Source organism: Streptomyces natalensis ATCC 27448 (assembly GCF_000935125.1).
Classification (GTDB): Bacteria; Actinomycetota; Actinomycetes; order Streptomycetales; family Streptomycetaceae; genus Streptomyces; species Streptomyces natalensis.
The window spans coordinates 161254-173893 of sequence record NZ_JRKI01000018.1; the positions used below are offsets into that span (position 1 = coordinate 161254).

General features: G+C 71.5%; 12 protein-coding genes and 1 pseudogene. 10 read left to right on the forward strand and 3 right to left on the reverse strand.

Features of this window, described 5'->3' with window-relative positions:
• The 9 genes from SNA_RS13165 to SNA_RS13205 all read left to right on the forward strand — a co-directional run bounded on the left by SNA_RS13165 (position 1) and on the right by SNA_RS13205 (position 7807).
• On the forward strand, positions 1-672 hold the full coding sequence (locus tag SNA_RS13165; protein WP_030067214.1) for a riboflavin synthase: 672 nt from the start codon (positions 1-3) through the stop codon (positions 670-672).
• Positions 669-1322: a nicotinamide mononucleotide transporter family protein gene (locus SNA_RS13170; RefSeq protein ID WP_044365083.1), complete on the forward strand. Its 654-nt coding sequence runs from the start codon at positions 669-671 to the stop codon at positions 1320-1322. Before SNA_RS13165 ends, SNA_RS13170 begins: the two co-directional genes overlap by 4 nt.
• Positions 1319-2650: a bifunctional 3,4-dihydroxy-2-butanone-4-phosphate synthase/GTP cyclohydrolase II gene (locus SNA_RS13175; RefSeq protein ID WP_044365086.1), complete on the forward strand. Its 1332-nt coding sequence runs from the start codon at positions 1319-1321 to the stop codon at positions 2648-2650. Before SNA_RS13170 ends, SNA_RS13175 begins: the two co-directional genes overlap by 4 nt.
• Positions 2651-2758: 108 nt before the next feature.
• Positions 2759-3244 carry a 6,7-dimethyl-8-ribityllumazine synthase gene (gene ribH, locus SNA_RS13180; protein ID WP_030067217.1) on the forward strand — a complete coding sequence of 162 codons (486 nt, stop codon included), beginning with the start codon at positions 2759-2761 and terminating at the stop codon, positions 3242-3244.
• Positions 3245-3279: 35 nt separating this feature from the next.
• Positions 3280-3552, forward strand: coding sequence for a phosphoribosyl-ATP diphosphatase (locus tag SNA_RS13185; RefSeq protein ID WP_030067218.1), 273 nt, complete (start codon positions 3280-3282; stop codon positions 3550-3552).
• 55 nt (positions 3553-3607) lie between these two features.
• Complete coding sequence (gene hisG, locus SNA_RS13190) at positions 3608-4456, forward strand: ATP phosphoribosyltransferase (protein WP_030067219.1); 849 nt, start codon at positions 3608-3610, stop codon at positions 4454-4456.
• Between the two features lie 66 nt (positions 4457-4522).
• A complete protein-coding gene (locus SNA_RS13195; RefSeq protein ID WP_044365089.1) occupies positions 4523-5035 on the forward strand; it encodes a PH domain-containing protein in 513 nt (170 codons plus the stop codon).
• A gap of 346 nt (positions 5036-5381) precedes the next feature.
• Positions 5382-6731 (forward strand): hemolysin family protein, encoded by a 1350-nt coding sequence (locus tag SNA_RS13200; RefSeq protein WP_044365091.1) that lies wholly within the window; start codon positions 5382-5384, stop codon positions 6729-6731.
• Positions 6728-7807: a hemolysin family protein gene (locus SNA_RS13205; RefSeq protein WP_030067222.1), complete on the forward strand. Its 1080-nt coding sequence runs from the start codon at positions 6728-6730 to the stop codon at positions 7805-7807. The genes SNA_RS13200 and SNA_RS13205 overlap by 4 nt, the downstream gene beginning before the upstream one ends.
• A gap of 44 nt (positions 7808-7851) precedes the next feature.
• On the opposite strand, the gene SNA_RS13210 is transcribed toward SNA_RS13205, so the two are convergent.
• Positions 7852-9720, reverse strand: coding sequence for an AAA family ATPase (locus tag SNA_RS13210; protein WP_044365094.1), 1869 nt, complete (start codon positions 9718-9720; stop codon positions 7852-7854).
• A gap of 490 nt (positions 9721-10210) precedes the next feature.
• Positions 10211-10810, reverse strand: a complete 600-nt coding sequence (locus tag SNA_RS41205) for a uridine kinase family protein (protein WP_044365097.1) — start codon at positions 10808-10810, stop codon at positions 10211-10213.
• A 134-nt stretch (positions 10811-10944) separates the two neighbouring features.
• Here SNA_RS41205 and SNA_RS13220 point away from each other — a divergent pair, with 134 nt between their 5' ends.
• Positions 10945-12393: a peptidase C39 family protein gene (locus SNA_RS13220; protein WP_044365099.1), complete on the forward strand. Its 1449-nt coding sequence runs from the start codon at positions 10945-10947 to the stop codon at positions 12391-12393.
• Here SNA_RS13220 and SNA_RS39440 read toward each other — a convergent pair.
• Positions 12341-12631: pseudogene (locus SNA_RS39440) on the reverse strand (tyrosine-type recombinase/integrase); the annotation flags it as partial. The gene SNA_RS13220 and the pseudogene SNA_RS39440 sit on opposite strands and share 53 nt — an antisense overlap.
• Between the last annotated feature and the right edge of the window lie 9 nt (positions 12632-12640).

The window sequence follows — 12640 nt, forward strand, 5'->3', positions numbered from 1 at the left end:
ATGTTCACCGGAATCGTCGAAGAACTGGGCGAGGTCGTCGCCGTGGAGGACCTCGGCGACAGTCCCCCAGCTAACGCTGGGGGTGCCCCCACGCGCGCTGCTCGATTCACCCTGCGCGGCCCCGTCGTCACCGCGGACGCGAAGCACGGCGACTCGATCGCGGTCAACGGTGTCTGTCTGACCGTCGTGGACACCGCCGACGGGGAATTCACCGCCGATGTGATGGCCGAGACGCTGGACCGCTCCAGCCTCGGCGCGCTGAGCGCCGGCTCGCGGGTCAACCTGGAGCGCCCGATGGCGCTCGGCGGACGGCTCGGCGGGCACCTCGTCCAGGGGCATGTCGACGGCACCGGCACCATCGCCGCACGCACCCCGGCCGAACACTGGGAGCTCGTCAAGATCGCGCTCCCGGCCGCGCTGGCCCGGTACGTCGTCGAGAAGGGCTCCATCACCGTCGACGGCGTCAGCCTGACCGTCGTCGAGGCCGGCGACGACTACTTCACCATCAGCCTCATCCCCACCACGCTCGACCTGACCACCCTGGGCATCAAGCAGGTCGGCGATCCCGTCAACCTTGAGGTCGACATCCTCGCCAAGTACGTCGAGCGGCTGCTCGGCCGGGGCGCCGAGGACCTCAAGGACCTCGAAGAGGTTTTGGAGATGGACCGTTGAGCGCATTCGGCTGGCTGAACGGCGTGGCGTTCACGGCCTTCGGACAGCACGTCATCTGGTCGGACATGGCCGGCAACACCATCGGCCTGGCCGCCCTCGCCCTCGGCTGGCGGCGCTCCCTGTGGACCTGGCCCGCCCAGTTCCTCTCCGGCCTCGTCCTCGTCGCCGCCTACGCCTCCGCCCACCTCAGCGGCGGCATCGGCAAGCAGCTGCTCGTCATCGGCGTGGCGCTGTGGGGCTGGCGGCAGTGGCAGCGCGGCCGGCAGCAGGCGCAGGACGGCTCGATCGCCGTACGGTTCGCGAGCCGGCGCGAGCGCGGGCTGCTGATCGGCGGTACGGCCCTGGGCACCGCGGCCGTCGGCACCCTGTTCACCCTGCTCCCGCAACTGTCCTGGAACCCCTGGCCGGACGCGTACATCTTCGTCGGCACCGTCGCCGCGATGGTCGCCCAGGCCCGCGGTCTGGTCGAGTTCTGGTTCGCCTGGCTGCTGGTCGACGTCGTCGGCGTCCCCCTCGCCTTCAGCAGCGGACTCGCCTTCTCCGGTCTCGTCTACGTCGTCTATCTCGCCCTCGTCGTGTGGGGACTGCGCGACTGGTGGCTGCGCTCGCGCGCCGCCACGCGCCCCGTCCTGGAAGGAGCAGCGGCATGACCGCACTGCAGAACTGGTACGAGGCGGAGGCCGCCGAGAACCTGGTGCTGGACCCCGTCGAACGGGCCATCGCCGATATCGCCGCCGGCCGCCCCGTCGTCGTCGTGGACGACGAGAACCGCGAGAACGAGGGCGACCTCGTCGTCGCCGCCGAGAAGGCCACCCCCGAGATCGTCGCGTTCATGATGAGCGAATGCCGCGGACTGATCTGCGCCCCCCTGGAGGGCGACGAACTGGACCGGCTGGAACTCCCGCAGATGGTCGTGCACAACACCGAGTCGATGCAGACCGCGTTCACCGTCTCCGTCGACGCCACCGCCGCCCACGGCGTGACCACCGGCATCTCCGCCGCCGACCGCGCCACCACCCTGCGGATGCTGGCCTCCGGTGACGCGGCCCCCACCGACTTCGTCCGGCCGGGCCACATCTTCCCGCTGCGAGCCAAGCCCGGTGGCGTCCTGGTGCGCAACGGCCACACCGAGGCCGGCGTGGACCTCGCCCGGCTGGCGGGCCTGCGCCCGGCGGCCGCCATCGTGGAGATCGCCGGCGAGGACGGCGCCATGCTGCGCCTGCCCGAGCTGGTCCCCTTCGCCCGTAAGCACGGCCTGGCGATCATCTCCATCGAGGACCTGATCGCCTACCGCCGGGCGTCGGAGCCCACCGTCCGCCGCGAGGCCACCACCCGGCTGCCGACCGCGCACGGCGAGTTCACCGCGTACGGCTACCGTTCCACCGTCGACGGTGTCGAGCACATCGCGCTGGTCGCCGGCGAGATCGGCGACGGCCAGGACGTCCTGGTCCGGGTCCACTCCGAATGCCTGACCGGCGACATCTTCCACTCGCTGCGCTGCGACTGCGGCCCGCAGCTGGAGGCGTCACTGGAGCGGATCACCGAGGCCGGCCGCGGCGTGGTCATCTACCTGCGCGGTCACGAGGGCCGCGGCATCGGCCTGCTCTCCAAGCTGCGCGCCTACGAACTCCAGGAGCGCGGCCGCGACACCCTCGACGCCAACCTCGAACTGGGGCTGCCCGCCGACTCCCGCGACTACGCCGCGGGTGCGCAGATGCTCCAGGACCTGGGCGTGCGCTCGCTGCGCCTGATGACCAACAACCCGGAGAAGACCACCGCCCTGGTGCGGCACGGCCTGAAGGTCACCGGCCGCGAGCCGATGCCCGTCCAGGCCGGCGAGCACAATCTGCGGTATCTGCGCACCAAGCGGGACCGCATGGGCCACGACCTGCCCTGGCTTCCCGGTGCAAGCACCGGCTCCACTGGAGCGGCTGACGCCGCGCCCCCTGGTAGCGCCACCACTTGCGGCGACCAGTAACCGGACCAGTAACCGGACCAGTAACTGGGCCAATGACCGGGCCGGTAACCCGGCCGGACCCCCCACTCGTCAGCACACCACCCCACCATCACCCGTACGAGGAGAACCGTGAGCGGCAAGGGCGCACCCGAACTGACCGTGAAGAACTGTGGCGATCTGCGGGTCGCCGTGATCGCCGCCCAGTGGCACGAGAAGGTGATGGACGGCCTGGTCGACGGCGCGCTGCGCGCCCTGACCGAGCTGGGCATCGACGAGCCGACGCTGCTGCGGGTGCCCGGCACCTTCGAGCTCCCGGTCGTCGCCAAGGTCCTGGCCGGCCGCGGCTATGACGCGATCGTCGCGCTCGGCGTGGTCATCCGCGGCGGCACCCCGCACTTCGACTACGTCTGCCAGGGCGTCACCCAGGGCCTGACGCAGGTCGCGGTGGACACCGGCGTCCCCGTCGGCTTCGGCGTGCTGACCTGCGACACCGACGAGCAGGCCCTGGACCGCGCGGGCATCGAGGGATCGACCGAGGACAAGGGGCACGAAGCGGTCACCGCCGCGGTCGCCACCGCCGCCACCCTGCGCTCGGTCTCCGAGCCCTGGCGCTGACCGGGGCCGGGCGACCGCGTAGGGTAGGCGTCACCATGTCCAAGAAGACGTTCGAGGAGCTCTTCGCCGAGCTCCAGCAGAAGGCCGCCACCGGCGACCCCGCGACCTCCCGCACCGCCGAGCTGGTGCAGGCCGGTGTCCATACCATCGGCAAGAAGGTCGTCGAAGAGGCCGCCGAGGTCTGGATGGCCGCGGAGTACGAATCCGACGAGGCCGCCGCCGAGGAGATCTCCCAGCTCCTCTACCACCTTCAGGTGATGATGCTCGCCAAGGGAATCTCCCTGGACGACGTCTACGCCCACCTGTAGGCCACCACCCCCTGCACCAGCCCAACTCCCTTTACCGGTAAAGGAATTCACTCTCATGCTGCGCATCGCTGTCCCCAACAAGGGTTCACTGTCCGAGCCTGCGTCGGCGATGCTGCATGAGGCCGGCTACCGCCAGCGCAAGGACCGCCGGGAACTGGTCCTGGTCGACGCCGAGAACGAGGTCGAGTTCTTCTTCCTGCGCCCGCGGGACATCGCCGTCTACGTCGGCTCCGGCAAGCTCGACATCGGCATCACCGGCCGCGATCTGCTGCTGGACTCCGGCGCCGACGCCGAGGAGATCCTCCAGCTGGGCTTCGCCGGCTCGACCTTCCGCTACGCCACCCGTCCGGGCACGGCCAAGGACGTCACCGAGTTCGGCGGGATGACGATCGCCACCTCCTTCTCCGGCCTGGTCACCCAGCACCTCGCCGACAACGGGGTGGATGCCTCCGTCGTCCACCTCGACGGGGCCGTGGAGACCGCCATCCAGCTCGGTGTCGCCGAGATCATCGCGGATGTCGTCGAGACCGGCACCACGCTGCGCAACGCCGGTCTGGAGATCATCGGCGAGCCGATCCTCAAGTCCGAGGCCGTGGTCATCCGCGGCACCGGCGCCCCCGAGGACGACCCGAAGGTCCGCCAGTTCCTCCGCCGTATGCAGGGCGTCCTGGTGGCCCGCCGCTACGTGATGATGGACTACGACATCCGCGTCGAGCACGTCGAGAAGGCCGTCGCCCTCACCCCCGGCCTGGAGTCGCCCACCGTCTCCCCGCTGCACCACGAGGGCTGGGTCGCGGTCCGCTCGATGGTCCCCTCCAAGGACGCCCAGCGGATCATGGACGAGCTCTACGACCTCGGTGCCCGCGCGATCCTGACCACCGGCATCCACGCCTGCCGGCTCTGACCGCCCTCCCCCGAGCTCTCGACTCCTCCCCCCACTCCCGACTTCGCTCGAGCGGGGGGGGACCCCATGAGCAGGGGGGACCCCCATCCCCACCCACGGAAGACCGACGACGTGTCCGCCGAACCCGTATCCCCGTCTCTGCCCAGCCTCCCGGTGACCTTCCGGCCCACCCGCACCCGGGCCGTCCTGTACACCGTCGGCCTCGCCCAGCTCGCCGCCCTGACGGCCATCGCGCTGGCGCTGCCGAGGCTGACCGGCGGCGAGCGGATCAGCTTCGTCGTCACGGGCCTGCTGGTGCTGGCCGTCCTCCTGCTGCTCGCCCGCCCCAGGGTGGACGCCCGGCAGGAGGGCCTGACCGTCGTCAACCTCACCACCCGGCGCGAGCTGGCCTGGCCCCAGGTGCTGCGGGTCAACCTCAGGGCGGGTGACCCATGGGTCACCCTCGACCTCGCCGACGGCACCAGCCTGCCCGTCATGGGCATTCAGCCCGGTATCGCCCGGGAGGCGGCCCTGCGCGACGCCCGCGCCCTGCGGCAGCTCGCCGATACCCACGGCACCGGCGACCCCACGGCCGGGTGAGCCTGCCCTAATGCGGGCCCGGCTGTTTACGACCTGGGGAGCAATAGGGACCGGCGTCGCGGCGTCCGGCACGGCCGCTCGCGGCGTTGCCGAAATGTCCTAGTAGCTCCGCTACGAGGACCTTCCGGCGCCTTGCGATCGACCGCACCGGACGCCGCTCCTTCTTCCGGTCCCTATTGCTCCCCAGGTCGTTACTCTGTTCTCCGGGACGCATCATGCGTCCCGGCCGTGCCCTTGCGCGGCCCACCCTGCGAACCGAGGAGTGAATCCCTCCGGCAATGGACGGATCGCCCTGTAGTACCTGCGCCGCCCCCCTGGAGCCACCGCATACCGGGGAGGCGGCGGCATGACCGGCCCCCTGCTCCTGCTTGCGGCGGCCCTCGTCCTGATCCTGGCCAACGGCTTCTTCGTGGCCGCCGAATTCGGCCTGATCACCGTGGAGAAGGCGGACGCGGAGCGCGCGGCCGCCGACGGCGACCGGCGGGCCGCCACCGTCGTCAGCGCGCTGCGCGAACTCTCCTTCCAGCTGTCCGGCACCCAACTGGGCATCACCATCACCTCCCTGGTGGTCGGCATGCTCGCCGAGCCCGCGCTCGCCGAGCTGCTGACCGGCCCGCTGCACCTGGCCGGACTGCCGCAGGCCGCGGCACCCGGCGTCGCCGTCGTCCTGGGCATGCTGCTGGCCTCCGCCCTCCAGATGGTCATCGGCGAGCTGGTCCCCAAGAACTGGGCGGTCTCCAAACCGCTGCACGTCGCCCGCTTCGTCGCCGGCCCGCAGCACACCTTCTCCCGCTTCTTCCGCCCGGTGATCACCCTCCTGAACACCGTCGCCAACCGCCTGGTGCGCGCCCTGGGCGTGGAGCCGACCGATGAGCTGGCCTCCGCCCGTACCCCCGGCGAGCTGGTCTCGCTGGCCCGGCACTCCGCCCAGGCCGGTGCGATCGAACAGGACACCGCCGACCTCTTCGTGCGCACCCTCTCCCTCGCCGACCTGACCGCGGAGAACGTGATGACGCCCCGCGTACGGGTCAGCGCCCTCCAGGCGTCCGCCACCGCCGAGGACGTCGTCAACCTCACCCGCGCCACCGGACTGTCCCGCTTCCCCGTCTACCGCACCCGGCTCGACGAGGTCGTCGGCATGGTCCACCTCAAGGACGCCCTGGCCATCCCGGCCCAGGAGCGGCTGCGCACCCCCGCCGTACGGATCGCCGTACCGCCGCTCCTCGTCCCCGAGACCCTGCCCGTCCAGCCGCTCCTGGCGCGCCTGCGCAGCGAGCAGCCGATAGCCGTGGTCGTCGACGAGTACGGCGGCACAGCCGGGGTGGTGACCTTGGAGGACATCATCGAGGAACTCGTCGGCGAGGTCCGCGACGAACACGACCGGGTGGACCTCCCCGAACTGGGCCAGGCCCCGGCCGAGGACGGCCGCCCCGCCTGGGACGCCGACGGCGGCTGCCGGGTCGACACGCTGCGGCGGATCGGCCTGGAGGCCCCCGACGGCCCGTACGAGACGGTGGCGGGACTGGTGGCACACATACTCGGCAGGATCCCCGCCCCCGGCGACACCGCCGAACTCGACGGCTGGCGGCTGCGGGTCCGGCTGGTCTCCCACCATCGCGCCGAGCGGATAAGGATCGTACGGACGGCCACCGCCGCCGTGCCCTCCGCAGCGCTCGCCGCGGAGGTGGCGCGATGAGCCTGGCCCAGCTGATGTTCGCGATACTCCTGGTCCTCGCCAACGGATTCTTCGTCGGCGCCGAGTTCGCCCTCGTCTCCGTACGCCGCAGCCAGATCGAGCCGCTGGCCACGGACGGCTCCAAACGGGCCCGGCAGGTGCTGCACGGCCTGGAGAACCTCCCGCAGATGATGGCCGCCGCCCAGTTCGGCATCACCGTCTGCTCCCTGACCCTCGGCGCGGTCGCCGAACCGACCGTCGCCGCCCTCGTGGAACCGGCCTTCGAGGCGATCCACCTCCCCGAAGCCCTCATCCACCCCCTCGGCTACGTCATAGCCCTCGCCCTGGTGGTCTTCCTCCACCTCGTCATCGGCGAGATGGTCCCCAAGAACCTCGCCATGGCGGCGCCCGAGAAGACCGCCCTGTGGTTCAGCCCCACCCTGGTCGCCTTCGCCCGCCTGTGCCGGCCGGTCACCGCGCTCCTCGGCGCCTGCGCCCACGGCATTCTGCGGCTCTTCCGCGTCGAGCCGAAGGACGAGGTCGAGGCGGTCTTCACCAGTGAGCAGCTGACCCATCTGGTGGAGGACTCCGGCCAGGCGGGCCTGCTGGAGCCCGAGGAGCAGGAACGCCTGTCGGACGCCCTGGAGCTGGGCAGCCGCCCCGTCACCGACGTTCTCCTCGACCGCGCGGCCCTGATCACCGTCGGCACCGGCGTCACACCGCGCCAGGTGGAGGAACTGACCGTGAAAACGGGCTACTCCCGCTTCCCGGTCTGCGCGCCCGGCGGCATCTACATGGGCTACCTCCACGTCAAGGACGTGCTCGACCTGGAGGAACGCGACCGCGCAGTACCCCAGCGCGTCTGGCACCCGATGGCCACGCTGCGCGCCGAACTCCCCCTGGACGACGCCCTGACCGCCATGCGCCGTGCCGCCTCCCACCTGGCCGCCGTCGCCGACGCCGGTGGCCGGGTCCTGGGGCTGGTGGCCCTGGAGGACGTCCTGGAAATGCTGGTGGGCGAGGTCCGCGACCCCGCCCACCGCCGGACGCCGGAACCTCGTGCCGCCCTGGAGGAGGACCCGGCACTGGCGGGGTAGGCACCCTGGGGACGGCCCGGCTCGCGGCCGTCCCCGCACCGCCCTCAGACCTCCGGCCCCCGCCCCGACAGCACCTCCCCGTACGCCTGCATCAGATCCGGCAGCCGCAGTGTGGCGAGGTCGTCGCGGGTCGGGGTGCCGCGCCAGGTCGACAGCCGAAGGTCCCGGTAGGCGCAGCTCTTCTCGTACAGGGTGCGCAGAAAGCGGCCGTTGCCCAGTTCGTCGATCCAGCCCTGGTCGACGACATGGCCGCTGATGCTGCACAGCTCCTCCAGGGCCTCCTCGTCCCAGTGGTCGCCGTTCTCGGCGGCCAGCACCTCGCCGATCGCGGTCAGCTCCAGCGGGCGGTAGCTGGGGAAGTCGACGCGGGTGGTGAAACGGGAGGACAGGCCCGGGTTGGCGGCGAGCAGCCGGTCCATGCCCTCCGGATAGCCCGCCAGGATGACGACGAGCCGGTCGCGGTTGTCCTCGGCGCGTTTGAGCAGCACCTGGAGCGCCTCGTCCCCGTAGGCATCGCCCTTGCTGTAGCCGGAGTTGGACAGGCTGTACGCCTCGTCGACGAACAGCACCCCGCCCAGCGCCGAATCGATCAGCTCATTCGCCTTGACCGCGGTCTGCCCCAGGAACTCGCCCACCAGATCGGCCCGTTGCGCCTCCACGAGATGATCGCCGCCGAGCAGCCCCAGCGCATAGAAGACCCGCCCCAGTATCCGGGCCACGGTCGTCTTGCCGGTGCCCGAGGGCCCGGAGAAGACGAAGTGCCGCTTGGGCGGCTGAACGGGAAGTCCCTGGCTCGCCCGCAGCCGTGCCATCCGCAGCTGCGCCGACAGCGCCCGCACCTGCCGTTTGACCGGCTCCATGCCGACCATCCGCTCCAGCTCGGCCAGCGCCCTCTCCAGCAGCACCGGATCGGCGGGCCCGGTGGGCAGCCGCTCGGCGCCGCGCGGGCCCGGTGTCGCCGCCTTGGCCCGTACGACGGCCTCGCCGCCGGGCGGCCCACCGGCCTCCGCCGGACCCTCCGGATCGCCGGTGGCCAGCAGCTCGCGCCCGTCGACCGGGTCCAGCGGCGCCAGCGGGTCCAGATCGCCCACCGCCTCCTGGCCGGCGCCGGAGGCGGAGACCGCCGCGAGATTGGGGCCGTCGTCCAGCCCGTCCGACTCGGCGATGGCGGCCAGCCGCGCCGCGGTGTCCATGAAGGCCCGGTCGACGCGGTGCACCGCACGGTAGAGGGGCAGGGCGGCGGCGCTGCGGCCGGTGCCCTCGTGCGCGCGGGCGAGCCAGTACCGCAGCTCCTTGCGCTGCGGCTGCTCGCTGCGGCAGCGCATCAGCGCGGTGGCCAGCAGCGGTTCGGCCTGCGCGTACATCTCCAGCCGTACGCGTGCCATCCCGCCGAACAGCCCCGCCTCGATGCCCAGCACCGGATCGGTCAGCAGCGGTTCGGTGTGCCGTACGAGCTGGTCCCAGTCCTTGACGAGATAGGCGCGGCAGGCGTGCAGGAAGCGGACCTGGGGGTCGGTGTCGACCGGGGGACAGCCGGCCAACGCCTGGTCCAGCTCGGCGACATGGCGGCCGTCGAGCCAGTGGGAGGCGTGTGCGAGCAGCAGATCGCGGCCGGTCTCCAGCACCGGCTGCACCCACCAGCCCAGCCAGTACCAGGAGTTGAGGGTGCGGCGGTGGCGGGTGCGCTGCTCGCCGAAGCGGTCGCGGTGCTGGTGCATCCGCAGCAGCGCGGTGGCGGTGTCGGCGCGCAGCGCGTGCAGGCCGAGCCAGGCGTCGGCCATCGTGGGATCGAGCCCGACCGCGGTGCGGAACTCCTCCTCGGCCTGCGGATACGCGCCCACGGTGTACGCATCGACCGCGCGCAGCCAGGCGAGTTCGGCCGGGGCGGGCGAGCCCTGCGTGCCGACGTCCATCCCGTCCCCCCACAAAACGTCCCCCCGAGGTGTGCGCCGCCGGGTGTGTGCCGGGCCGCGGCGGCCCCAACCGGCGTACGGCGGGCGGGCGTTCCCCTCGCCGCGCGCACGGCGGTACGGGTTCCGCGCAGGCACAGACTCGCATGGTACCCGCGAGATCGGTGCGGGCCGAAGAGGGCGGCGCGGGGGAGCGCGGCCGGGACGGCACAGGACAACGGCGCGAAGAGTGCGGTGACCGAGGGTGAGGAGCGGGCGGCCTTGGACGGCCCGCGGAACGGCTCCCCTGAAGGATTCACGCAGAACGAAGCCCCCGATCACGGGGGAACAACCGGGGGCTTCGCATCTGCGGGCGGTCCGTTGAACCGCACATTGAGAACGTAAGTCCTGTACGCCCCCTAGGTCAAGCCGAGTTGGGCAGTCGGCAAGACCCTGTCGCTGTCCTCGCCGTTCCGGCTCGTGGGTGGTTACGGAGCGTCAAATCCGGGGGTGATCACGATCGCCCGGACTGTCCCAGGCACACCTCGTACCCCACCGGCCCCTGGTGCACCAGGAGATCGGCGTACGGACGCGAGGGATCCGCCGCGAAGTGCCGGCGCTCCGCACGGATCCAGCCATCCCAGAAGGCCGAAAGGTCCGGCCCGTCACGGAGTTGCCCCCTTTCCCAGGAGTGCTCGCGGGCCAATTCCATCCACAACAGGCACGCCAGATACGGGCGCAGCGCACGGCGACCCGTGCCGACGCCCTCGATCAGCACCACGGGCGCCGGCGCCAGCTCCCGCCGCTCACCGAATTCCCGCCGCACCCAGTCATAGACCTCGTAGCGCGCGCACTCCCCCCGGGACAGCGGCGCCGCCACCTGCTCCCGGAACCGCTCGTCCCAGCCGAAGAGCTCCTCATGGGTGGCCAGGTCATCGGTGTGCATCACGGGAGCCCCGCCCAGCGCCTGCGCCAGCCGCCCGGCGAACGTGCTCTTGCCGGACCCCGCATGCCCGTCCACCGCGATCAGCCGGACCGGCCCGCAGGAGGCCGGCAGCGCCCGCAGCCGCCCGGCCAGCGCCGTCAGGTCCTCGTCCACGGGATCCGCTTCCACCCCACCAGCGTACGCCAGTGGTCCACACCAATATTTCCTCCGGCGACGCGCGCCGAACCGCTGGCCGAAGGGCGCGGGAAGCAGCGATAGTTGGGCCATTGACCGCCATTCGTAGGCCGACTGGGGGACCACCTATGACCAGCTCCGCGCCCCGGCGCACCGTTCTGGCCGCCGCACTCGCCGCCGCGGCGGGTGTCGCCGCCCCCGTGGCCCTGGCCCAGGCCGCCGATGAGCCCCGTACGGCCACCGGCCGGGCCGGGGGCGCCACCACCGGCCGGGCCGGGGACGCCACCGGCCGGAGCGCCGCACCCCGCAGATCGAAGAACCTCGTGGACCATCCGAACAGCCTGGTGGACTATCACGCCTGGACCACCGCCGCCGACTGGCACACCGGCAGCCACCGCGGCACCTCCGTCGCCCACGCCGCCCGCCCCGGCATCCGTATCGCCCGGCCCGTCGGCACCGTCGACTACCAGGACCCGCACACCCACAAGACCATGGCCTGGGAGTACGCCACCTGGACCAGCCCGGCCCACACCCTGAAGGTCCCGGCCACCGAGGCCGTCGCGTCCTGGAACGCGCACACCCCGTCCGGCACCTGGATCGCCGTCGAACTGCGCGGCACCTACAGCGGCGGCGGCCGGACCCCCTGGTACGTCATGGGCCGGTGGACGTCCGGCGACGGCGACGGCGACATCCGCCGTACCTCCGTCGACGACCAGAAGGACGGCAGGAGCAGCATCTCCACCGACACCTTCGCCGTCGACGATCCGTCCAGCGGCCTCCGCCTGGTCGCGTACCAGCTGCGGGTGACCCTCCACCGCCGGCCCGGCACCCGCCTCACCCCGACCGTCTGGCGGCTCGGCGCCATGGGCTCCGACATCCCCGACCGTTTCGAGGTACCGCCGTCCGAGCCCACCTGGGTGGGCCGGGAGCTGCACGTACCCCGCTACTCGCAGGAGATCCACAAGGGCCAGTACCCGGAGTACGACAACGGGGGAGAGGCCTGGTGCAGCCCCACCTCCTCCCAGATGATCATCGAGTCCTGGGGCCGCAGGCCCACCCCCGAGGACCTCGCCTGGGTCAACCCCGCCTACACCGACCCCCAGGTCTGCCAGGCCGCCCGCCACACTTACGACTACCAGTACGAAGGCTGCGGCAACTGGCCCTTCAACGCCGCCTACGCCGCCACCTACCGCAACCTCGAAGCCGTCATCACCCGCCTGGCCTCCCTCACGGACGCCGAACGCCTCGTCCACGCCGGAATCCCGGTCATAACGTCCCAGTCCTTCCTCAAATCCGAACTCGACGGCGCGGGCTACGGCACCGCCGGCCATCTGATGACCGTCATCGGCTTCACCCCGTCCGGCGATGTCATCGCGAACGACCCGGCGTCTCCGAATGATGCTGCTGTCCGGCGGGTGTACAGGCGGCGGGAGTTCGAGAACATCTGGCTGCGGACGAAGCGGTACGACGCAAAGGGCCAGGTCAAGAGCGGTTCCGGAGGTGTCTGCTACCTCTACTTCCCGGCTAAGCCAGCACCAACTCAGCACCGGGTACTCGCGGAGCTGGGAATCCGCTGAGCATGTGCACCCCGAAGGTGGCCTCGATGACCTGACGGCAGCGCTCGCTGCCGTCGAGGGTGAGGTGGCCGTACCGGTCCACCGTGATCTTGATGGAGCTGTGGCCCATCCACCGCGACACCTCGTGGATGGGCACACCGTTGCTCAGGGGCACGGTGGCCCACTTGTGCCGGAGGTCGTGCGGGTTGTAGTCGGGAAGGCCGAGGCGTTTGAGGGCGCGGTCCCAGGACTTACGAGTAGCCCCACG

Bases quoted from the DNA above. Each gene is read 5' to 3' on its own strand.
- SNA_RS13165 (WP_030067214.1), top strand. From the start codon at position 1: ATGTTCACCGGAATCGTCGAAGAACTGGGCGAGGTCGTCGCCGTGGAG.
- SNA_RS13175 (WP_044365086.1), top strand. From the start codon at position 1,319: ATGACCGCACTGCAGAACTGGTACGAGGCGGAGGCCGCCGAGAACCTG.
- SNA_RS13185 (WP_030067218.1), top strand. From the start codon at position 3,280: ATGTCCAAGAAGACGTTCGAGGAGCTCTTCGCCGAGCTCCAGCAGAAG.
- hisG (WP_030067219.1), top strand. From the start codon at position 3,608: ATGCTGCGCATCGCTGTCCCCAACAAGGGTTCACTGTCCGAGCCTGCG.
- SNA_RS13195 (WP_044365089.1), top strand. From the start codon at position 4,523: ATGAGCAGGGGGGACCCCCATCCCCACCCACGGAAGACCGACGACGTG.
- SNA_RS13200 (WP_044365091.1), top strand. From the start codon at position 5,382: ATGACCGGCCCCCTGCTCCTGCTTGCGGCGGCCCTCGTCCTGATCCTG.
- SNA_RS13205 (WP_030067222.1), top strand. From the start codon at position 6,728: ATGAGCCTGGCCCAGCTGATGTTCGCGATACTCCTGGTCCTCGCCAAC.
- SNA_RS13210 (WP_044365094.1), bottom strand. From the start codon at position 9,720: ATGGACGTCGGCACGCAGGGCTCGCCCGCCCCGGCCGAACTCGCCTGG.
- SNA_RS13220 (WP_044365099.1), top strand. From the start codon at position 10,945: ATGACCAGCTCCGCGCCCCGGCGCACCGTTCTGGCCGCCGCACTCGCC.